The following is a 22198-nucleotide window of genomic DNA, read 5'->3' on the forward strand; positions in this document are numbered from 1 at the left end:
AAATTTAGGGTTACTTAGAATCATGGAAGATAATCCCTAAACCATAACGCTCTCCAGATGTAATCGTGCTGACACCGTGGCGAAGTGTATTTTTGTAATAACCCTTTTTTCCTTGGGCAGGCCGATAGTTTGTTGGAAAAATAATCGCCCCGCCTTGTTCAACTGTAAGAACATGTCCCCTGCTTTGGGCCCTTGGTATTTGCTCTACAAGGAGGAATTCCCCACCAGTATAATCTTGATCACGCTGATTCAGGATAAAGACAACTTGAAATGGAAAAAATACGTCTCCGTATAGATCCTGATGCATACAGTTGAATCCGCCTTTTTCATATTTTAAGATTAATGGTGTTGGTCTCGTTTGCTCCTTTTCTTCACAAGTCTTTAAAAAATCCTCCAGCGTATTCGGATACTGTTCCAGTTTTTTCAAATAACCCAACCAGCGATTTGCGGTTTTGGTCAGCTCTGCATAAAACGATTCTCGTAACCCTTGAATTAGTTCAGGCATTGGGTAGGAAAAATATTTGTACTCTCCGCTCCCAAAGCGGTATCTTGTCATATTAATCGTTGTTCTGTACAACTGTTCATCACTATATAACTCCATGAACGATTCACATTCTGCCTTAGTTAAAATCGGGGGCAGCTTTGCAAAACCTTGTTCATCTAATTCTTGTTGAATGGCCTCCCAGTCTAAGCTTTGTACACGGGATTGAATATCATGAACCATCGTTATCTCCTCCAATTTTTGTTATTATCAATATAGCCCAATTTCTTCTGAAAATAAGTTTTTTACGAATAGAAAAGCAAGATAATGAAATAATTTTTTTGTGATAATGATTATTAAGATGCGGAGGTTTGGATGTGGCTAATCAACAAAACATAATGGACTGTTGGCAGGAAATCAATGGGAATATTATCATTGAACTGCCAGTCGATTTTAATATTAAAGCAAATCTAGGCTATTTAGAACGGAACAAAAATGAATGTATGTTTGAAGTCGAAAACGAAATCATTACCAGGGTGATTGTCATTGGCGAAACGCGGACCTTAGTAAAAATACACGTAAATAAATTTAATCAGATAATCGTGCAATTTTTAAAAGACTCTAGACCGAATAATCAGTCGGAGCGCGCTGAGGTTGCCCAGTACATTCGTGAATGGTTTGATCTTGACCGTGATTTAACGCCGTTTTACAAAATGGCAAAAGCAGACCCGCTCCTTAAGGGGCCAGTCGAGGAATTTTTCGGATTACGTGTGATCGGTGTGCCCGATTTATTTGAGGCCCTCTGCTGGGGAGTCTTGGGGCAGCAGATAAACTTAGCGTTCGCCTACAGGTTAAAAAGACAATTTGTTGAAAAGTTTGGTGATTCTATCAATTGGAATGGCAGGAACTATTGGGTTTTTCCAACCTACGAACAAATTGCCCAATTAACACCTGCAGATCTAGCAGATATTAAAATGACCTTGAAAAAAAGTGAATATATTATTGGCATTGCCCAACTGATGGCCAGCGGGGAATTATCGAAGGAAAAATTATTGAGGATGGATAGCCTTAAAGAAGCTGAAAAGAGTTTAATCAAGATTCGCGGGATTGGTCCATGGACAGCGAATTACGTGCTAATGCGCTGCTTGCGATTTACCTCGGCTTATCCGATTGATGATGTTGGACTGCATAACGCCATCAAACATATAACTGGTTCAGCGAAAAAGCCTGCGAAGGAAGAACTCTTAAAGCTTTCAGTACGATGGGAGGGCTGGCAAGCATATGCCACGTTTTATTTATGGCGGGTCCTTTACTAAAAATAGGAAACTTAAAAATTTCAGACGGATAGTGAGGAATTTGCGAATAAAGTCACTTAAGTCCGACAAATTACCAATTATTATCCAGTAAATGTCGTAAGTTTTGAAAAATAGGTAGTAAGTGGACGAACTTATGTCGTAAGTAGAGGAAATTGCGTAATAAAATCACTCCAGTTTGGCGAAATTCCAATTAATATTCAAAAAACCACTATATAGAAGGCTTCTATTGGACGTTTCTATCCAGATTCATGAAGCTTTGTCCATTAGAACCTTTCTATTGGACGTTTTCATCCGGATTCGTGGAGTTTTGTCCATTAGAACCCTTCTATTGGACGTTTCTATCCGGATTCATGAAGTTTTGTCCATTAGAACCTATCTGCATCAACGCTTGGGGCCAAAATCCACGGAAACCTCCAAGTAGAATAATTCTAGAATCTTTTAGGTCGCTCTTGGTACAGAAAACGAAATAAAAAGTGAATCGGTGATAAAATGAAGCACGATTATCAATTAATTTACAACAAATTATACGAACACTACGGCCCTCAAGGCTGGTGGCCAGCGGAGACACCGTTTGAAATGATGATGGGCTCCATACTTGTTCAAAATACAAGCTGGCGCAATGTCGACAAGGCCCTTGATAATCTAAAGCCGTTTTTGAAACCTGAAGCAATAGACAAGTTATCGATTGATGAGCTTGCGCAGCTCATCAGGGCAAGCGGATTTTTCAATATAAAGGCTAGTCGGATCAAGTCCTATATGGAATGGTTTAAAATCTATGAGTATGATATCAATTTGATTAAAAAAAGGGACAGGCATAAACTGCGTACTGAGCTATTAAGCATCAAGGGCATCGGTCCTGAAACGGCCGATGTGATCCTGCTTTATGCCTTGGATACACCAATTTTTGTTGTTGATGCCTATGCGCGGCGGATTTTCTATCGTCTAGGCTATGATATGCCAGCATCATATGAAACCTTTAGAAATCAAGTTGAAAAAGAATTGCCTGTAGACTTGGTGCTATATAATGAATTCCACGCCCTTCTCGTTGAGCATGCGAAGGAGCATTGTAAAGCAACACCTATATGTGATGGTTGCCCGTTATTTGGTATATGTGATCGGAGACTGGACTAGGATATATTTCTCCATTTTATCTCTAAGAATTTTTCATTGACCGTGGGGAAGCTGTTTTTCTTATTTCGGGCAATGAAAAGTCCTTTCATTTACCGTGCGGGCACTTATTTGGGTCTGACAATTTCAAAAACCTCACCAATTTTTGCATAATTATGACCTGCAAGCCGGCTGACGGCAGCTAAACCAGTTTGATTGATTTTTCCATTCTCATAAATTTCCTTATCAAAATGAAATTGAACTACTCTTCCGATGATTAGATCACTGCTGGGCGCATCTTCATCGCCCAAAATTACGTGATGCTCTAATATACACTCCATCCGAATCTTTGCCTCTTTTATTCCTGGTACGGAAATCTTTGTACTCTCAACTTCTGTGAAATTTGTTAGTTCCATTTCACTTTGGTCAGGCGGGAGGCTTGCCGCTGTTTCGTTCACTTGTGCGATAATCCCTTCATCGACAATATGAACGATAAATTCCTTAAGATCGACAATGTTGCGTGCTGTATCCTTTTGCCCCGTTTCCTTTCTTAATACCGCTATAGAAATCATCGGCGGTTTGGATGAGGCAATATTGAAGTAGCTAAACGGAGCAGCATTTAAGGTACCGTCACTCGCTAAAGAGGTTACAAATGCAATTGGCCTTGGGATAACACTCCCAATCATCAATTTATAATTTTCAGTAGCAGTATTCTTTGATGGGTCAATCGAAAGCATTGATTCACTTTTCATCATGGTTATTCAACTCCTTCCTTTATGTTTCATTATATAATTCCATGTATGGTTTATAGAAGATAAATCAAATGGACAGTTCCTGTTACTATGTGTATTACAAAATAAAATCCTTTATTCTGGAAAGGGCAGCCGGTTCTGCCCCAATCCAAAATAAAGGATTATTTTTCTATTTAACTACTTCTTTATGAGATATTTCATTCGAAAGCGGCAATTGCCTTGAACTCGTGATTATTTTATAGGCAAATGCAGCTGCGATTGCTCCAATTATGGGTCCTATAACGTAGACAGGGAATTGCGCCCAGTTTATCTTACCACCCAATAAACTATCTGCTAAATAAGGTCCGAAGGTTCTAGCAGGGTTAAATGATGAACCAGTTGAGCCCGCAGTCATCATGATAATCCCCCCAACCGTTAAACCAATAACGAGCCCTCCCCATTCCCTAGGTGCTCTTGAGTCAACGGCGATCCCCATAATAACAAACATAAGAATAAACGCCTCAATTGCTTCAATCGCTATCCCTTGCATATAACCGGTCGTGGGTGCAAGTACAGTCGCACCCAAATTCCCTAAAAATACTCCGTCCATACCGAGTACGACTACGATTCCAAAGGCACCAATAACACCCCCGATACACTGTGCAATCAGATACGAGGGTACCTCTTTCCATGGGAAATTCCCAGTTGAAGCTAAACCCACTGTCACCGCCGGGTTAATATGTGCCCCGGAAACTTTTCCTATTGTATAAATCATAGCAATCACAACAATAGCAAAAGCAAAACCTATTACTCCAATATCAGCCAATGTTGTAGACTCATTATTACCAGCCGTAATAATCCCATTAAAAGCTGCTGTTCCAGCACCAATAAGTACTAGTAATGCAGTACCGATGCATTCAGCAGCACATCGTTTTAACAAACCGGGAGCTTCCATCGTTAACCTCCATTATTTAACAAGTCCATGGGGATCAATTACATACTTTCTTGCTGCTCCTTTATCAAATTCATGGTAGCCCCTTGGTGCTTCATCTAAGGAAATGACGGTTGCATTTACAGCCTTGGCAATCTGCGCCCTTCCACTTAAAATCGCCGTCATTAAATCACGATGGTATTTCATGACCGGTGTTTGTCCGGTTACAAAAGTGTGCGCCTTTGCCCATCCTAATCCTAGTCGTACTTTCAATGTACCAATCTTCGCATCCTCATCGATTCCGCCTGGATCACCTGTTACATATAGCCCCGGGATACCGAGACGTCCTCCAGCGCGCGTAACCTGCATAATAGAATTTAATACAGTTGCTGGTGCTTCCCCTGCATTAGCTCCATGGCCAGATGCTTCAAACCCTACACAGTCAACTGCACAATCCACTTCTGGAACACCTAGGATTTGTTCAATTTGTTCCCCAAGATCAGGGTGCTCGCGAAGATTTACCGTTTCACAGCCAAAACTTCTAGCTTGTGCAAGGCGCTCGCCATTTAAGTCGCCAACAATAACCACAGCCGCGCCTAATAACTGGGCTGAATGTGCTGCCGCCAGCCCCACAGGACCTGCTCCAGCAATATATACAGTCGAACCTGGTTTAACACCTGCACTTACTGCCCCGTGATAGCCTGTTGGAAATATATCAGAGAGCATCGTTAAGTCCTTAATTTTTTCCATTGCTTGATCTTTATCTGGGAATTTTAATAATTGAAAATCAGCGTAAGGCACCATAACATATTCCGATTGACCTCCAACCCAGCCTCCCATATCTACATAGCCATACGCTGAGCCAGGACGGTCCGGATTTACATTTTCACAAATATGAGTGTCCCGCTCTTTACAACTGCGGCAGCGTCCACAAGCAATATTAAACGGGACAGATACAAGATCGCCCTTCTTAATAAACTCTACGTCACGTCCAACTTCAATTACTTCTCCAGTTATTTCATGCCCCAATACTAGTCCTGATGGAGCGGTTGTTCGACCCCTTACCATATGCTGGTCGCTTCCACAAATGTTCGTAGTCACAACCTTTAAGATAACACCGTGATTGCATTTACGGCCAACGTTGAGTGGATTTACCCCTGGCCCATCTCTTAACACTAAATCCGGAAAACCAATGTCCTGTACCTCAACTACACCTGGCCCCATATAAGCCACTGCTCTGTTACCTGCCATCTTTCAATTCCTCCCCATATTAAAAAATACGTATAGGTGTTTCAATCTAATTAATATGCAATATTTGTGCCATTCACAAATCCCTTGGTAATCGGCTTTCATGATTTAGAACAATCGTGTTTTGTTTCAAACATGAGCAGAAGATGTCCTATTTTAATACAAAGTAGAAAATATTCTAAACAGTTGGATAAATCCGGAATAATAGTATAATAGATATGAATATGTGTGTTTTTTAAAGGAGGTAAAGAATTTGATGTCATCTGTAAATCTATCAGATCAAATAAAGGTAATTGATTCCTCTTGGAAACGTTGTCATAGTTTAGGACTTTCACCCACTGGCCCTATTAACAATCTCCTTTTAACAGGAAAGGATTTGCAAACTGTACTAAAGGAGAATGAGTATTTGATTAAACATACCACCTCCATTTTAGAAAAGCTCTATCCTTCCATTCATTCTAGTGAGCTTGTTACAGTAATAGTTGACCGAAATGGAACAATCGTACATAAAATAGGTAAATTGGAAATTGAAGAATCCCTTGACTATATGTCTGTTGGCTCAAATTGGTCCGAAGAAATAAAGGGAACAAATGCCATTGGGCTGGCAATTCATGAAAAAAAACCTATAATAACCCACGCTGAACACCACTTCTATGTTAAAAATCACTTTCTTACATGTGCAGCAAGTCCCATCTATTCTCCAACTAGAGAGGTTATCGGTGCCGTTAATATTAGTGCAAGAAAAGAACTATTTCATCCATTTATGATTTCCTTAACGAGTATCATTGCTGAAGCTGTGCAGAATCGGCTGCTTTTGGAACAAGCAAACCATGAAAAGGTCTTAGCATTAAAAGAAATTAATCATACTGCTAACTTGTACACTTTTCCGCTTCTAACCCTTGATCACGAAAAAAGAATCCTTCGTGCAAATCAACATGCACGCCATCTCTTAGGGGAGGATTGTATTGGAAAGGAGTTTCAAGCTAAGCAGGGTCATTCGATTGATATCCTATCCGATCAATCAAAAAAAGTATTTCGGTCCGTTATTTCCTTGCATACAACTAATAAAAAAGGTCCTCAAGTCAATAATCTTTACACAATCTCTGATATCATCGGTTCCTGTGAAAAAATAGTATGGATAAGAAAAATGGTTAATAAAGCGGCCTTAACTGACTACCCGATCATCATTTATGGAGAAAGTGGAACCGGCAAGGAATTAATAGCACAATCGTTACATACTGCCGGGTCACGTAAAAGGAAACCATTTATCGCGGTAAATTGTAGTGCAATACCTGAAAATTTGATTGAAAGTGAATTATTTGGCTACGAACGAGGTGCCTTTACAGGTGCAAATCGGGATGGGGCACCCGGAAAATTTGAGGCGGCAGACGGCGGAACAATATTCCTTGATGAAATCGGGGATATGCCTTTGAAGGCTCAAGCGGCTTTGCTCCGCGTTTTGCAGGAGAAAACAGTGACACGTATTGGTGGAGTTGAAGTCAAACGCATCGACACTAGAGTGATCGCTGCAACGAATAAAAATTTGCGCGAGGAAGTCCAATCAGGACGATTTAGAGAGGATTTATACTACCGATTGAAAGGCATTATTATTACACCTCCAGCACTTCGTAATAGATCCGACATAATCGAATTATCGGAACATTTGATAACAAAATTGGATAATCCAACTGTTCGTTTATCTGAAGAAGCAAAGCAGAAGCTTGTTTCCTATCGTTGGCCGGGAAACATCCGGGAACTTAATAGCATTCTAATGCAAGCCTCTTTTTTTGCAGAAGGAAATGAAATAAAGGCTGAAGATTTACACTTTGTAAGTGAGTATGAACAGCAGACCGATTCAGAAGAGAAAACACCCATTACACTTATTAACGCAGAGATAGATGTAATCAAACGAGCTTTATATTCTGTAGAATGGAACATAAGTAAAGCAGCAGATATTCTAAAAATTAGCCGCAATACATTATATCTAAAGATCAAAAAATATAATTTGCATTAATAGTGAATCAATAGTTTCCTATACAAAGAAAAAATCCTAACATCGCTAAGATGTTAGGATTTTCGATGACCTGTGAGGGATTCGAACCCACGACCCCTTCCCTGTCAAGGAAGTGCTCTCCCACTGAGCTAACAAGTCGAATTTAAATTAACTACATATCTTATTATATTTAAATTCACATGAATGTCAATAGTTTTATTATCTTGCATAGTTGAAGTGTTAAAGTATAAGCAAGAAAAATAACCAGAACATATATTTTACTTTCATCGAATAAAGAACGAATGTTCGGATATAATAATATTATAAAAAAGAAAGGAGGAATTAGCATGGATGGGCTATTTATCCGTTCGATTGAAGAAAATATTCCATTAGAAATGATTTATCTTGCCGAAAACCAGGAGTTATCACAGAGGAAATTGATTGTGATGGAAGCGAATGAGGAATATATTCGTGCCTTTTGTCTGCTTCGAAAACAGATCCGCACCTTTAAGCGGAAGAACATTTTATCAATCATGCCCGAAACCCGTTCAAAAAGGCGATACCTTCACTAAGCTCCTTTTTTCTTAATTCCCCCAACCTTACTTCCTATTGGTAAAAGCATTTCTAATTAAGATATGATAAAATGCAGTTGTATTAATCGAAATATTGGGGGTTTTGTCGTATGGAGTTTCCAAAAGGCACAATTAAAGAACTTACCTTTCAAAGCGTTGAGCTTGGGGAAGAAATGCAGCTCCTTGTGTATCTGCCTGCAAACTTTTCGCCGTTATATAAATACTCGCTGTTAATCGCACAGGATGGCCGCGATTATTTCCAGCTTGGCCGAATTGGTCGTGTAGCAGATGAGTTTCTTTCTGAAAGGGAAATTGAAAATTTAATCATTGTTGGGGTACCCTATAAGGATGTGGAGGACCGTCGCAGGAAATACCATCCTAATGGAGCACAGAACCCAAAATACATTCGTTTCCTTGCCCATGAATTAGTTCCTTTTCTTGATAGAGAGTATCCCACTTATCAAATGGGTTCGACGAGGGCACTTATTGGCGACTCTCTGGCCGCAACCGTCTCATTAATGACGGCGATTCAATACCCGCACACATTTGGAAAAGTGCTGCTGCAGTCGCCTTATATCGACGGCCAAGTAATGGAGTTAATAAGATGCTTTTCTGAAGCACAGCTTTTAGAAATTTATCATGTCATTGGCAATCAAGAAACGGAAGTACGCATGACTAACGGAAAAGTGAGTGATTTCCTTAACCCAAACCGCGAACTATCAAAAGCGATTTCAGAAAAACCTTTTACCTATTTTTATGAAGAATTTAACGGAAATCATACTTGGACATACTGGCAGCCAGATTTAAGACGAGCACTTAAAATGTTATTTTAGGCTTACAACTATAGTCACAAGTTACATAAGAGTGATTTAAGTTATTTAATATATTTTGAAAATTTGCTATAATAGCAGGAAGGCTTTTTATGAGTATTGTTTTCCAAGAAAATAATTTAATATAAACGGAGGTAAACCTATGAAATTTGGAGTTGTTATTTTCCCGTCAAAAAAGCTTCAAGACTTGGTGAATTCTTATCGCAAACGCTATGATCCGCATTATGCCCTAATTCCTCCACACCTCACGTTAAAGAATGCCTTTGAAGCAACAGAAGAGGATGCGAAGGATTTAGCAGACAAATTACGGCAAATCGCTAGAAATACGAATCCATTCTCATTAAAGACTTCTAAAATCAGCTCGTTTCAACCTGTAAATAATGTCATCTATTTCAAAGTAGACAAAACGGAAGAACTTGCAGCCCTAAATTCCCAAGTTAATCAAGAATTTAGCGAACAAAACCCAGATTATGCCTTTGTTCCGCATATTACGATTGGTCAAAAGCTTTCCAATGACGAGCACTCAGATGTCTTTGGTTCACTAAGTATGACTAAACTTGATCATGAAGAAACAATTGACCGCTTCCACCTTCTATATCAATTAGAAAATGGTTCTTGGACCGTTTATGAAACATTTCGCCTTGGAAAGGAATAGGATTACGTGATAGTAAAGGTTGTAGAAAATCAAAAACAGCTTGAAGATGCTTATTCTATAAGAAAAATAGTTTTCGTGGGGGAGCAAAACGTCCCGCTTGAAGAGGAAATCGATCAATACGAAAATGAAGCCGCCCATTTTGTCCTATATCTAGAAAATGCTCCTATCGGTGCTGGCAGATTCCGTGTAGTCGATGGTTACGGGAAAGTTGAACGCATCTGTGTATTAAAAGAAGCAAGAAAGACGGGTGCCGGGAAGTCGATTATGAATGCAATTGAGAACTACGCCCAGACACTAGCGTTACAAAAATTAAAGCTTAATGCCCAGACCCATGCTATTCCCTTCTATGCAGGACTTGGTTACGAGGTCGTCTCAGAGGAGTTTCTGGATGCAGGAATTCCTCATAAAACAATGATAAAAGAAATTAAAACTTAAAAGAAGCACTTGCCGTTGACCCGGCAAGTGCTTCTTTATCTTTCCGGTTAAAAAAACTTTCGGATACCGGCTTGTTTTGTTATGATTGAACATGTCTTATTAGCGAAATAGAGGTTTAATAATATGAAAACAGCTTTCTTTCAACATCAAAATATTGTTCTTGACAACTTAACTCGGGCACAGTATCAAAAAATCTTTCTTGCAGGGAAAAATGGTGAACTCCACTGCACTGTGTGCGCCGAGAAGGTTCGTTTGTTTCTGGGAATTAACGAGCGCCCCTATTTTTTTCATACCCATGCACCTGAAAAATATTGCCCTGAGCCTGCTGTACCTATAATTATCGAGGAGTCAGCAACCTTTAGCATGCAGAACGGATTTAAACTGCCAAAAGGCAGAACGATTACAGAGAGCCTCAAAAGTGTTGAACCATTCAGACCATCAAAAACGATTGAATACACGATTCCATTTAAACAGGTAACAGTAGGCAGTCAGCAAAAACGACCGCCCTATCTCATAGAACTAGCGGATAGTGGAGTTGTCCTCGATGGAAGCCAATCAACTGCTGTCCTGGATACAGAAGGATCAGTATTAGTCCTTGCCGGTGCGGGGAGCGGTAAAACAAGAGTGTTAACTGTACGAACAGCCGTTATGATCAATGTTAATCAGATTGATCCTCGTTCGATTATGCTTGTTACCTTCACGTCAAAAGCTGCTGCTGAAATGAAGGATCGTTTGCTCTCCTATCCACAAATGAAACGAGAAAAGATCCAACAACTTGTTACGGGTACGTTTCATAGTATTTTTTATCGGATTCTCATGTTTCATGATGGTGCCAATTGGTCTGCTAACAAATTATTGAAAAAGGAATGGCAGCGGGATAAAATCCTCAAAGAAGCTGGTAAAGAGCTCGACCTATCTGAAAAAGAATTTGCCTTTGATCTGGCGCTGCAGCAAATTGGTTTTTGGAAAAACTCACTCCAGATGCCAAACGAAGTGAGACCCACATCTGAGTGGGAAGAAAAAGCAGTATTTTTATATAAAAAATATGAGGAATATAAGCATCAAGAAGGTCTTTTTGACTTTGATGACATGCTGCTTGGCTGTTATAGGCTATTGAACTCATCCCCTGACCTGCTTGCACACTATCAGGACCGCTTTCACTATTTTTTAATTGATGAATTTCAGGATGTAAACAAAGTTCAATATGAGCTCATCAAGCTCCTATCAGGAAAGCATAAAAACGTTTGTGCTGTCGGTGATGATGACCAAGCGATTTATTCGTTCCGAGGCAGTGACCCGAGTTATTTGCTGGAATTTGAAAAAGACTTCCCGGCTGCCAAATTGGTCATTCTTGAACAAAATTACCGTTCCTCACATGAAATTGTCGCCGCATCTAATCAAATGATTGCTGCAAATAAAGTCAGAAGAATGAAGCGAATGAAAGCACAATTTTCATCGGCCTCGCCTCCGGTCTTATTCTTTCCCTATGATGAAGAGGAAGAAGCAACGATGATTGTCACAGATATTCAGGAACGAATTTCAAACGGGGAAAATCCTTCCGACTTTGCAATTCTTTATCGGACTAACGCTGGCTCCCGTGCCATTTTTGAGCGCTTAGCCAGTTCAAATCTTCCTTTTAAAATCGATCAAGATGCCGAAAGCTTTTATCAGCGGTATATTGTTAGAAGTGCTCTCTCTTTTCTAAAGGTAAGCTTGAATGAAGATGACCCGCAAGCATTATCCGATATCCTGCCATTCTTATTTTTAAAGCAAGCGGTATTGAAAGAATTAAAAGCGCAGAGTATCCTGAAAGACTGCAGTTTTCTTGAGGCATTATCACACTTAAAAACGGCACATGCCTTTCAAGAAAAAAAATTAAAAAAGGCTGTGACGCTAATTAGGGGATTAAAGCATTTGTCCCCACTAACAGCGATTGAGAAGATTGAAAAAGACCTTGGTTTTCTTGATTTTCTTAAGAAGCGAGGGAACGAATCAAGCAAGCTCGAAAAAGGATCGGACGACCTTAAGGACTTAAAAGTGGCCGCAAAGAGCTTTGATACCATCGAGGCATTGTTGGCACATTCCGAGCATATGTCAGCAATGAACAAAGAAATAAAGAATTTAAGTAAGCATTTTCTGGATGCAATCAGTCTAAGTACCATCCACCGGGCTAAAGGACTTGAATATAAAACGGTTTATATAATTGGGACTGTCGATGGCAGCCTGCCCCATGACTTTGCCTTAGAAGCGCATCGAAACGGTGATTTCACTGCTCTTGAAGAAGAGCGAAGATTATTTTACGTTGCGATGACGCGCGCGCGGGATCAGCTTTTTATCTCAGTACCGCAACAGAGGCGAGGTAAAAAGGCAAATCAGTCACGGTTTTTAGTTCCACTAAATAAAAAGAAGAAGACCGATTCCTAATGCAGGAGTTGGTCTTCTTTTTTTACTTTTTATTCATCATTTTTGCAATTGTATTGAAGTCAAGCTGCTTTCCGTCATTAATGATCGATTTAACAATTTGCTCTTCCATTTCTTTACTTACCGGTTTATTAGCGATTTGCGAAACTCTCCTAATCACATTACGGACCGTTTTTTCATCTTTAAAATTGGCATTTTGCAACGAATTTGCTAAATCAAAGATATCTTTCATATTAACGCCTGTTTTCTTTTCTATGTTTTTAAAGAATCCATTATCCATATTCAAAAATCACGCTCCTTCATAAACTACTTTATTGTATGAAGGAAGGAGAAAAAGGTGATTGCAGGAACAAGAAAGGGGCTGGCCACTTTTTTGGGCCAACCCCTTCCACCTGAAACAAGCTCATTATTTATTAAAAGAAGCTTGCACCAACAATGATTAAAAGGATGAACAATACGACGATTAATACAAATGTTGAACCTCCGCCGTAGCCATAGCCACCACCGTAGCCGTAGCCGCCTCCATATCCACCAAAGCACATAGAATAGTCACCTCACTTAAGTAATCTCATTAATAACATATGAAATTACTTATTAGTGTGTGCAGGCATGACCACCTATTCAAAAGCCGGCGTGAAAAATGTGCATTTTACCCTTTAGGTTTAAAAATCAGAGCGCCAATAAACCCGAAAACAATCGCGGCTGAAATTCCAGAACTTGTTACTTGAAACATGCCGGTCAGCACGCCAATGATTCCATGTGCCTCTGCATCCTGGAGTGCCCCATGAACTAAGGAACTTCCAAAGCTGGTAATCGGAATTGTCGCTCCCGCACCTGCAAAATCAACCAGTGGTTCATATAATCCGAACCCATCCAACACCGCACCTGCGACTACGAGTAAACTTAATGTGTGCCCTGGTGTCAGTTTGGCGACATCAAATAATAACTGCCCGATGACACAAATCAAGCCGCCAATCACAAAGGCCCAGAAAAACATCGCTAGCATTGGTTCACCCCTTTTCTCCATTCATCTCAATGGCAACAGCATGTGCAATACAGGGGATTGATTCGCTTTGCTGAAAACTGAGCGGCGATAACAATGCCCCGGTCGCAACCACTAACATCCGTTGATATGTACCCTTCTTTAGTTGGTTCAGTAGATGTCCATAAAGGACAGTCGCTGAGCACCCCGCACCGCTTCCCCCCGATTGCACCGGCTGATCATCCTTATACATTAATAAGCCACAATCCTGAAATTGTTTTCGTTCCAATTTAAGACCGCTTTTATTGAGCAATTCGAAGGCCGTATCGTGACCGACTCTCCCCAGGTCACCGGTAACAATTAAATCATAGTGTGAAGGGTCTAGTTGCAGGTCTCGAAAATGGGCCATGATAGTATCGGCTGCCGCCGGTGCCATTGCTCCACCCATATTAAACGGATCTGTTAACCCCATATCAATGACTTTTCCTATTGTTGCTGAGGTTGTCACAGGCAGCTCCTTTCTAGGCTCATTAGGCTGCACAAGGGCAACCCCCGCACCGGTAATAGTCCATTGTGCTGTTGGCGGTTTTTGACCGCCATATTCAGTCGGGTAGCGAAACTGCTTTTCTACCGCGGCATTATGGCTTGAGGCACCTGTCAGCACATATTTCGCTCCTTGGTAATTAACTACAAAAGAAGAGAGTGCCAAGCCTTCCATAGAAGTAGAGCAAGCCCCGAAAAGGCCGAAATAAGGAACCTGCATGGTTCTAGCTGCAAAGCTTGTAGGCGTAATCTGATTAATTAGATCTCCGGCAAATAAAAATTGTACCTGTTCTTTTTGGACGGCTCCTTTTTTCAAGGCCATTTTAATCGCCTCTTCGAGCAATAAACGATGGGCCTTTTCGTAAGACTCCTTGCCCATCCATAAATCTTCATATAACAGATCAAAATCATTTGCCAATTTTCCATTTGCTTCAAATGGCCCGCCCGTTACCCCCGTTGCTGAAATCATTGGCCGGTTGGCGAATACCCATGATTGATGTCCCTTTAACAATTACAAAACCCCCCAAATCACGAGTAGCGTTTTAACCAATGCGACAACAAACGCTGAGAACACACCGAAGAGTATCACCGATCCGGCAAGCTTAAACATATTTCCGCCAACACCTAGAACAAACCCTTCTGTCCTGTGTTCGATTGCAGCGGAGATTACAGCGTTACCAAAACCGGTGACAGGCACGGCACTTCCTGCCCCTCCAAATTGCCCAATCCGATCGTAAACCCCGAAACCGGTTAATAGCATGGAGAAGAAGACCATTGTCGCCACCGTCGGATTACCGACACTTTGTTCGGTAAAATTAAAAAAATATATGTAAAAATAACTGACAGCTTGGCCAATAAGACAAATGAAGCCGCCAACAAAAAAGGCTTTGATACAATTCTTCAGTACTGGTCTTTTTATTTCATGCTTTTGCTGAAGCTGTTGATAGTTCCGCTGCTGGAGCGTCGTGTTTTGCTTTTTTTGCTTGCTCTCCATTCTCATTCGCCCTTTCTTACTTCGTAGCTTCTGTCATCTTAACAATTTCTTTAAAGCGTTTTTCAGCTTCCCGGTGAGAAAATTTAGGGGATTTCATTCGCTCATCCAACCTAATCGTTTCAAGAAAAATTTTATAATCACTTGAAACAGTAAACTTTTCTTTCGGATATTTTTCTTCAAGCATTTTGGTTAGATTCTTTTCAATTTTTTTCATGCTAAATCGGTGCAAATGCTTGACCTTATAGGCAACGAGTATATCTTTTTTCCCTTTCACTACGGCAACATCATAAATTTGTGGAAATGAGCTTACTTCTTTTTTTATTTCTTCAATACGATTACGATTTTTACTTTTATCCGTAACAACTGGTTTAGGATTGGTCGTTTTCATCAGGGCTAATTGACTATCCTTGGCCGGTTGATTATGATTACAGGCGGCCAAAAAAAATATACAAGTGAATAATATCATTCGCTGAATTATGAGCATTTTCTTCCCTTTCCTTATTCCATTTTTATAATAACTATTACCTCTAGTTTTTTCGAGTTCGGTAAAAATTATGACAAGATAAACAATAAAAAAACTGCCAGTTAACTAGCAGTTCCATCTGTTACCTTGATGTCTTTTTTTTGCCGCAGCCACAGCCTTTTTTCTTTACCGATTTTATTGTTTGATAAGTTTGCGTTGTTTCCTTGCCCTTCTTTTTCTTATTCACGCTATTCTCTCCTTCAGTATTAAATAATTCTACTAGTTAGAATATGAGCCAGATGCAAGTCTTGTCTCAGCGAATCCATTAAATTTCCAGCAAATACTGCACGATTAATTCAAGCACTGCGGCTATTCCTGCAACCGCTAAAATGAGGATAACCGGTGTGGAAAAGCCCGGGTATAGATAAAACAGCCCAACTATTATTGCGGCAGCCCAAATACCTGTACACCAATAGCAGCTTAGAAGTTCACCAAAAAATCTTCTTACCCCTGTTTTCTTCGGGAGATAATAAACTTCCATTTCTCCATCTTCATTTTCATCCGTTAGTTCATCGAAAAAGGGAACACGGAGAAATTCAGTAATTTTGTCATAAACAAATAACCTTGTCAGTCTGAAGCTTGCCAGCGATAAAAGAAGCAAGTTTAAAAAAGTTATTTTCATCACCTATTAATCCTCTCTTCATTATTTTCGGATTTTACACGCCTAATTTTGCCAAATAAGGCAATTGTCCGTAACCCAAAAGGGCTCTGTGAAATATGTTAGTAATGTAAGATATATATCACGGATTAAGGAGGAAAAATAAATGGGTTGTGGAAATGATAATAACGATTTTCACAGTGGTAACTGTGTCTGCGAAGTAGTACGTGCCATTAAAGATATCCAAGACAATGCTGTAGAAGAAGAATGCAGAGAGTGTTCCAGTTGTTTTACAGAACCGCTGGGATCATTAGCATCACCAGAAAAAGAGCGGGTTGACACTCGTGTATTTGTTTTAAGTACGGAGGACGGTTCTCCGTTCCATGCGTTCTTCACTCACGAACACCATGCTCACAATGCTTGTGTCTCCATCTTCTTCCGCGTCGAAGATGTATTTGACAACTGCTGTGCTACACTTCGAGTGTTAGTACCAGGACAACGGAAAGATGGTCACTTTATTCCGGTAAACCTTGTTTCCGGCGGGGACAAATGCTGTATTGACCTTTCTAAAGTTTGTCAGGTTGACAGATTCCGCGCAAGTCACGATTGCATTACAGTTGACCTAAAATGCTTTTGTGCAGTTCAGTGTATCGCCGATGTTCACTTGGGAATATGCGAGTAATAAAATGAGCCAGTCGGTAAATCGGCTGGCTTTTTTTATGCTTTTCTTGTTATTTTTTTATTCCTATCATAATGATGTCCTTTAATTCATCGAGAGGGAAGGCTTTTGACGTTTGATCATGGAATTGGATGGTTACCTGACTGCCGGTGTATTCCTTTAAGTAACCCTGATAATTTTTTTCAGCTGTATAAAAGACACACGGGACAGGGGGAAGGACTTTTGGAAAGTTAATTAAATAGTCTAAGCGCTCATTTAAGTTCATATCTTTGAAGGGTTTTACCCGCTTAAATGAAGATTTATGTCTTTCATGATGTTGAGTAGTTGATGCAGGTTGCGAATCCTCTGAGTTGTAGGGTTCGATTGGTATCGGTTCGATGAGCTCCTTTTTCGCAAGTGAAATTTTCCTTCTAGTGTCACCTCCTTGCTCTTGTTCCCGCTTATTTGTATATACTTCCTGCATGTTGCTATTGGAAGGCCCCCTTGAAAATGACTGATCAACATAGAGCCGCGGGCGATGACTCTTTTTATTAGACATGCAAAGCACCTCCTAATTACGTAACCCTACACTTTATATGTATGCGAAATGCCCATCTCCGTTAACAGCAAATTCATATTTTTGCATAGAAAAACCCGCATGGCTGCGGGCTCTTGAAATTACAAAATATGATATCCTGAATCAACATGAATATTTTCGCCAGTAATTCCTCGGGAAAGGTCACTGAAAAGGAATAGGGCTGTATCCCCGACCTCTTCCGGAGTGGTTGTTCTACGTAAAGGTGCTCTTTCTTCAATCTCATTTAAAATAGAATTAAACTCACCAATGGCTTTAGCTGATAAGGTACGGATTGGACCCGCGGAAATCGAGTTAACCCGAATGCGGTCTTTTCCGAGATCAGCTGCTAAATAACGGACGCTTGCATCTAGAGATGCTTTCGCTACACCCATGACATTATAGTTCGGAATGGCACGCTCGCCGCCTAAATAGGTTAATGTCACAATACTTCCGCCTTCTGCCATCAAGCCTCGTGCTTCTTTTGCAACAGCAGTTAAAGAAAAGGAGCTTATATTTTGTGCTAGCAGGAATCCATCTCTAGACGTGTTCACAAATTCACCTTTTAACTCATCTGTTTTTGCAAATGCAATGCAATGTGCAATCCCATGAATGGTTCCAACTGCCTCTTTAATCTCAGTAAAACAAGTGGCTATAGCCTCGTCACTTGTAACATCACATGGAAGTACAAGTGTTCCTTCGGCCTCTAATGAATTGGCTAATTCACGGACACTACTCTCTAGTCTTTCACCAGCATAGGTAAATATCAATCTTGCTCCTGCATTGTGCAGTGAACGGGCAATCCCCCATGCAATACTGCGTTTATTGGCCACACCCATAACAACATATGTTTTTCCATCTAAAGAAAGACCCATTAAATAATTCCTCCCACAATAATAACAACAAGTTATTAGTACTTGGTACTAATTTTACACTACTATTTGAAAAATGAAAAGAGCGGCGTATTTAATAAAAAAATTTATCAGCTTTCACAGAATTCCAGCTCTCTTTTCAGTTCATCCACATACTCCTTTGTCCCTGTAACAATCAAGCGGTCATGCAGCTGAAGCTCCGTATCACCGTGTGGTACGATGGAATCCTTACCTCTAAATATCCGCACAAAAATGATATCGCCAGTAAAAGGGAATTTACGTAACGTCATGCCATCAAATTGCCTGTTCAGCATGACAATTTCATAAAGTCCTGTCTCTTGGTTCGTAAGGATGTTTATGACGGTTGGCGATTCAATTAACGCCCGGAGCAGCATCTTCGTCGACATAAAGGCAGAAAACACTTCGATATGATGTTCACGTAAGCGCTGCTCTATATCTGGACTTTCAATTCGGGCAATTACTCTTGGAACCCCATTTTCTTTGGCTTTAATCGACAGGGCCGCATTCTGCTCCTCATCACCAGTTGAAATGACGACAATCTCTGCTTGGTAAACCTTGGTTTTCATAATTGTATCAACAGAATAATCCGGAATTTCGACAATTTCAAAAAGCGAGTCTGCAATCTGCTTCTCTGATTTATCCATTTGCAGATGATAAAGGACCGGGTCATACAGACCGGATTTTAATTCCCGGGATAAAGAAAGGGTAACTTGGTTGGCACCTAAGAACGACACAGGTACCTTCTTGTTTGCAGCCACTTCTTGCGGAAATAGCCGTTTAAATAAAATCGGCGTAAAAATAGAGGTGATAACGGCAACCAATATTAATGTCCCCTTCATCTGTTCTGATATAACCCCGATTCTCTCACCAATTGTTGCAGCGGCAATCACAAGTGAAAGGGTTGAAGTTAACAGGAATCCCGATGCAAAAACTGTTTTTTTATCGTACCAAATTTTTAAGAGATACACAGGCACAAGCTTTGATAAGAGGAGACCGATTAGTAAGAGCGGGATTAGTACCAGTAGCTTTTTTTCACTAAAAAGTGACCAGACATCGAGATTCACCCCGACCATCACGAAAAATATTGGAATTAAAAACCCATAGCCGAAGGAGTCAAGCTTATGGACTAGCTCCTGATTCGGCGATAATAACGATACGAGCACACCGGCAAGAAAGGCACCGAGAATATTTTCCGCACCGAGGGTTTCTGACAATCCAACGAGAACAATGATCAGTGTAAACACTGCTCGAGTTCCGATTTGTACCGTACCTGTTGACAACGTCTCAATAAAAGTCCTATTTTTAAATCGTTTTCCGACAAAATAAAGCACAATACCGGCAGCAAACAAAATTAATAGCAGCCATGTATTCCCATGCTTCGGTTCATTTAGCGAGACAAAGACCGCAAGTAAGATCATCGTCACTAAGTCAGCGATGACGGCAACCAATAAAATGATTTGTCCAATAACTGTTTTCATTAGCTGCGCTTCTTTCAGGGTAGGCACTACAACCCCTAGAGAAATAGTCGAGATAATCAGTGTCATTAAGAAGGCATTATCAATAAAGCCAGCGATGACAAACAGGTAGGATAATCCTAATGAAAAAATAAAAATTCCGGCAAAGATCATGGTTGCAACGGCAAATGAATTCGGCTCCATTTTCCCATTTGGAAGTTGCTTTCGCTTTTTCCCTCCAGTAAAGGCAGTGAAATCAATCTCCAAACCGCTTAAAAACATGAGGAAGATAAAGCCGAGCGTCGAAAGTGTTGAGAGCCACATGTCTTGGTGAACGATATCGAAGCCGCTTTTTCCAATAATAAGTCCGATAATAATTTCGGCAACGACAACCGGTATAAAATTTAATTTTAACCGATGGAGGATAATCGGCGTTAAAAATGCCATTGTGACAACAATTAGTAAAGAGATAACTGATAAATGCTGTTCCATTATTGTTCCACCTCTCAAAACAGGGATTCTGTTTATAAAATCTGACTATTTCACAAAAAATAAACGAAAAGGGGGCTTCATCCTATGAAGATTGATATTATCGGCGATGTCCACGGATGTTTCACCGAATTTAAGGAACTCACGTTAAAACTGGGCTATAGTTGGACGCATGGTGTTCCAACCCATCCCAACGGCAGAATGCTTGGTTTTGTCGGCGATTTAACTGACCGCGGGCCAGAATCGATTAAGGTCATTGAGTTTGTTTGGCAGCTTGTTATAAGGGATAAAATGGCTCTCTACACGCCAGGTAATCACTGTAATAAGTTATACCGTTTCTTCATGGGCAACAAGGTCCAAATTGCCCATGGGCTTGAAACAACGGTTGCAGAATATGAATCATTATATAAAAAAGAGCAGCAATCCATTCGTAAAAAATTTATCGAGCTTTATGAAAAAGCGCCTCTTTATTTAGTATTAGACAAACAAAAGCTAGTTATGGCCCACGCTGGAATTAAACAGGAATTTATCGGGCAAACCGATGGTAAAGTTAAAAAGTTTGTTCTTTACGGTGATATTACAGGTGAAAAGCATCCAGACGGTTCGCCGGTCAGAAGGGATTGGGCCAAGGAGTATCACGGTGCTGCCTGTATTGTTTACGGACATACCCCCGTGAAAGAGCCACGGATCATCAACAATACCTATAACATAGATACCGGTGCTGTTTTCGGCGGCAAGCTGACCGCATTAAGATACCCGGAAATGGACTTGGTTTCTGTTGTTTCTACTATGCCATATATTGAGGGGAAATTTAAACAATTTGACTAAAAAAAATGAATGAGGCTGATCCCTATAAAAGCGGGTCAGCCTCTAATATTTTACGCATATCCGTAGGGAGTGGTGCCGAAAAAGTCATTTCCTCTCCCAAAAATGGGTGCGTAAATTTGATTTTTTTACAATGGAGGGCCTGTCTATCAATTAAAGATACATCGCCCCCATACAAATCATCACCAAGCAGCGGGTGCCTCAAGAAGGACATATGAACTCTTATTTGATGGGTTCGACCCGTTTCAAGCTGCAGCTCAGTATATGTAAATAGACAATGCCTTTCAATCACCTGAAAATGGGTGCAGGCATATTGACCGTCGTCACGAACTTCCCTCTCAATAATGCTTTCCTGTTTACGTCCAATCGGCTCCCGAATAGTACCGCAATCCTGCGAAATCACTCCACCCGCAAAAGCCTCATATGTGCGCTTAACTTGCCCCCCTTGCTGCATCATACTAAACAAATGATGGACATGGCGATGCTTGGCAATCAACACAATTCCTGAAGTATCCCGGTCAAGCCGGGTAACGATATGCGGCGCAGCCCGAAGACCGATACGCTGATAATAGCCGACAAGCGCATTCGCTAGACTGCCGGTAGGATGTTCGCGTGAGGGTATCGTATTCATACCAGAAGGCTTGTTAACAACAATTATGTGCTCATCTTCAAAAAGAATTCTTAACGGAATATCTTCTCCGCTAACCCCCTCGCTTGGAATCTCATCAGGAAAAACAACTCTCAATACATCGCCGGCTGCCAGCTTATAACGAACATTTACCTCTTTACCATTTACTTGGATACTGCCGCCCTTAAACTTAATATCAGTTAAGGCCGTTCGCGAGATTTCTTCCTTTTTTAAAAATTCCTTTATCAGTTTTCCGGCATCATCCTGTGAAATAACCCAATTCATTTGAAAACGAGAAGCCGTCATAAAGATCCCCT

The 22198-nt window shown here is 40.5% G+C and carries 25 protein-coding genes and 1 tRNA gene; 10 read left to right on the plus strand and 16 right to left on the minus strand.

Going from position 1 to position 22198, the window contains the following annotated elements; genetic code table 11:
* Positions 1-10 precede the first annotated feature (10 nt).
* Complete coding sequence (locus BANVL01_RS02090) at positions 11-724, minus strand: 2OG-Fe(II) oxygenase (protein ID WP_066084560.1); 714 nt, start codon at positions 722-724, stop codon at positions 11-13.
* A gap of 155 nt (positions 725-879) precedes the next feature.
* Here BANVL01_RS02090 and BANVL01_RS02095 point away from each other — a divergent pair, with 155 nt between their 5' ends.
* The gene (locus BANVL01_RS02095; RefSeq protein ID WP_066096262.1) at positions 880-1797 is read left to right on the plus strand and encodes a DNA-3-methyladenine glycosylase family protein; all 918 of its coding nucleotides are present in this window, start codon (positions 880-882) and stop codon (positions 1795-1797) included.
* Positions 1798-2286: 489 nt separating this feature from the next.
* Complete coding sequence (locus BANVL01_RS02100; protein ID WP_066084557.1) at positions 2287-2928, plus strand: endonuclease III domain-containing protein; 642 nt, start codon at positions 2287-2289, stop codon at positions 2926-2928.
* Between the two features lie 104 nt (positions 2929-3032).
* Here the strand turns inward: BANVL01_RS02100 and BANVL01_RS02105 are convergent, their stop codons facing one another.
* The 3 genes from BANVL01_RS02105 to fdhA all read right to left on the minus strand — a co-directional run bounded on the left by BANVL01_RS02105 (position 3033) and on the right by fdhA (position 5817).
* Positions 3033-3641, minus strand: a complete 609-nt coding sequence (locus BANVL01_RS02105) for a flavin reductase family protein (protein ID WP_066096259.1) — start codon at positions 3639-3641, stop codon at positions 3033-3035.
* A 184-nt stretch (positions 3642-3825) separates the two neighbouring features.
* On the minus strand, positions 3826-4590 hold the full coding sequence (locus BANVL01_RS02110; RefSeq protein WP_066084553.1) for an MIP/aquaporin family protein: 765 nt from the start codon (positions 4588-4590) through the stop codon (positions 3826-3828).
* 12 nt (positions 4591-4602) lie between these two features.
* Entirely contained in the window at positions 4603-5817 is a 1215-nt protein-coding gene (gene fdhA / locus BANVL01_RS02115) for a formaldehyde dehydrogenase, glutathione-independent (RefSeq protein WP_066084550.1), read from the minus strand.
* Positions 5818-6070: 253 nt separating this feature from the next.
* Here fdhA and BANVL01_RS02120 point away from each other — a divergent pair, with 253 nt between their 5' ends.
* Positions 6071-7828 carry a sigma-54-dependent Fis family transcriptional regulator gene (locus BANVL01_RS02120; protein ID WP_066084547.1) on the plus strand — a complete coding sequence of 586 codons (1758 nt, stop codon included), beginning with the start codon at positions 6071-6073 and terminating at the stop codon, positions 7826-7828.
* 66 nt (positions 7829-7894) lie between these two features.
* Here the strand turns inward: BANVL01_RS02120 and BANVL01_RS02125 are convergent.
* Positions 7895-7966, minus strand: a tRNA-Val gene (locus BANVL01_RS02125).
* A gap of 188 nt (positions 7967-8154) precedes the next feature.
* Here BANVL01_RS02125 and BANVL01_RS02130 point away from each other — a divergent pair.
* The 5 genes from BANVL01_RS02130 to BANVL01_RS02150 all read left to right on the plus strand — a co-directional run bounded on the left by BANVL01_RS02130 (position 8155) and on the right by BANVL01_RS02150 (position 12723).
* Positions 8155-8379, plus strand: coding sequence for a hypothetical protein (locus BANVL01_RS02130; protein WP_066084542.1), 225 nt, complete (start codon positions 8155-8157; stop codon positions 8377-8379).
* Positions 8380-8489: 110 nt separating this feature from the next.
* Positions 8490-9212 carry an alpha/beta hydrolase gene (locus tag BANVL01_RS02135; protein ID WP_066084539.1) on the plus strand — a complete coding sequence of 241 codons (723 nt, stop codon included), beginning with the start codon at positions 8490-8492 and terminating at the stop codon, positions 9210-9212.
* 139 nt (positions 9213-9351) lie between these two features.
* Complete coding sequence (locus BANVL01_RS02140; protein ID WP_066084536.1) at positions 9352-9864, plus strand: YjcG family protein; 513 nt, start codon at positions 9352-9354, stop codon at positions 9862-9864.
* A 6-nt stretch (positions 9865-9870) separates the two neighbouring features.
* A complete protein-coding gene (locus BANVL01_RS02145; RefSeq protein ID WP_066084531.1) occupies positions 9871-10299 on the plus strand; it encodes a GNAT family N-acetyltransferase in 429 nt (142 codons plus the stop codon).
* 123 nt (positions 10300-10422) lie between these two features.
* Positions 10423-12723 carry an ATP-dependent helicase gene (locus BANVL01_RS02150; protein WP_066084528.1) on the plus strand — a complete coding sequence of 767 codons (2301 nt, stop codon included), beginning with the start codon at positions 10423-10425 and terminating at the stop codon, positions 12721-12723.
* A gap of 22 nt (positions 12724-12745) precedes the next feature.
* Here the strand turns inward: BANVL01_RS02150 and spoVIF are convergent, their stop codons facing one another.
* From spoVIF to BANVL01_RS02180, 7 genes are all read right to left on the minus strand, one after another.
* Positions 12746-13000, minus strand: a complete 255-nt coding sequence (gene spoVIF / locus BANVL01_RS02155; RefSeq protein ID WP_066096256.1) for a sporulation-specific transcription regulator SpoVIF — start codon at positions 12998-13000, stop codon at positions 12746-12748.
* A gap of 133 nt (positions 13001-13133) precedes the next feature.
* Positions 13134-13262, minus strand: a complete 129-nt coding sequence (locus BANVL01_RS26500; RefSeq protein ID WP_082804840.1) for a YjcZ family sporulation protein — start codon at positions 13260-13262, stop codon at positions 13134-13136.
* Between the two features lie 107 nt (positions 13263-13369).
* Positions 13370-13726 (minus strand): stage V sporulation protein AE, encoded by a 357-nt coding sequence (gene spoVAE / locus BANVL01_RS02160; RefSeq protein WP_066084525.1) that lies wholly within the window; start codon positions 13724-13726, stop codon positions 13370-13372.
* 4 nt (positions 13727-13730) lie between these two features.
* Positions 13731-14756 (minus strand): stage V sporulation protein AD, encoded by a 1026-nt coding sequence (spoVAD, locus tag BANVL01_RS02165; RefSeq protein ID WP_066084518.1) that lies wholly within the window; start codon positions 14754-14756, stop codon positions 13731-13733.
* Complete coding sequence (gene spoVAC / locus BANVL01_RS02170; RefSeq protein ID WP_066084516.1) at positions 14757-15239, minus strand: stage V sporulation protein AC; 483 nt, start codon at positions 15237-15239, stop codon at positions 14757-14759. It lies immediately after the preceding gene.
* A gap of 16 nt (positions 15240-15255) precedes the next feature.
* The gene (locus BANVL01_RS02175; protein ID WP_235845462.1) at positions 15256-15627 is read right to left on the minus strand and encodes a YhcN/YlaJ family sporulation lipoprotein; all 372 of its coding nucleotides are present in this window, start codon (positions 15625-15627) and stop codon (positions 15256-15258) included.
* 400 nt (positions 15628-16027) lie between these two features.
* Positions 16028-16384: a DUF1360 domain-containing protein gene (locus BANVL01_RS02180; RefSeq protein WP_066096250.1), complete on the minus strand. Its 357-nt coding sequence runs from the start codon at positions 16382-16384 to the stop codon at positions 16028-16030.
* A gap of 142 nt (positions 16385-16526) precedes the next feature.
* On the opposite strand from BANVL01_RS02180, the gene BANVL01_RS02185 reads away from it, so the two are divergent.
* Positions 16527-17042, plus strand: a complete 516-nt coding sequence (locus BANVL01_RS02185; RefSeq protein ID WP_066084513.1) for a CotY/CotZ family spore coat protein — start codon at positions 16527-16529, stop codon at positions 17040-17042.
* 49 nt (positions 17043-17091) lie between these two features.
* Here the strand turns inward: BANVL01_RS02185 and BANVL01_RS02190 are convergent, their stop codons facing one another.
* From BANVL01_RS02190 to BANVL01_RS02200, 3 genes are all read right to left on the minus strand, one after another.
* Positions 17092-17577 carry a CotO family spore coat protein gene (locus BANVL01_RS02190; protein ID WP_066084510.1) on the minus strand — a complete coding sequence of 162 codons (486 nt, stop codon included), beginning with the start codon at positions 17575-17577 and terminating at the stop codon, positions 17092-17094.
* Positions 17578-17696: 119 nt separating this feature from the next.
* Positions 17697-18467: an enoyl-ACP reductase FabI gene (fabI, locus tag BANVL01_RS02195; RefSeq protein WP_066084506.1), complete on the minus strand. Its 771-nt coding sequence runs from the start codon at positions 18465-18467 to the stop codon at positions 17697-17699.
* 107 nt (positions 18468-18574) lie between these two features.
* The gene (locus tag BANVL01_RS02200) at positions 18575-20431 is read right to left on the minus strand and encodes a monovalent cation:proton antiporter family protein (protein ID WP_066084503.1); all 1857 of its coding nucleotides are present in this window, start codon (positions 20429-20431) and stop codon (positions 18575-18577) included.
* An 84-nt stretch (positions 20432-20515) separates the two neighbouring features.
* Between BANVL01_RS02200 and prpE the strand changes: the two genes are divergently transcribed.
* On the plus strand, positions 20516-21256 hold the full coding sequence (gene prpE, locus BANVL01_RS02205) for a bis(5'-nucleosyl)-tetraphosphatase PrpE (RefSeq protein ID WP_066084500.1): 741 nt from the start codon (positions 20516-20518) through the stop codon (positions 21254-21256).
* A 22-nt stretch (positions 21257-21278) separates the two neighbouring features.
* Here the strand turns inward: prpE and BANVL01_RS02210 are convergent, their stop codons facing one another.
* Positions 21279-22187, minus strand: coding sequence for an RluA family pseudouridine synthase (locus tag BANVL01_RS02210; protein ID WP_066084498.1), 909 nt, complete (start codon positions 22185-22187; stop codon positions 21279-21281).
* Between the last annotated feature and the right edge of the window lie 11 nt (positions 22188-22198).

Source organism: Neobacillus novalis NBRC 102450, assembly GCF_001591805.1.
GTDB lineage: Bacteria > Bacillota > Bacilli > Bacillales > Cytobacillaceae > Neobacillus > Neobacillus novalis.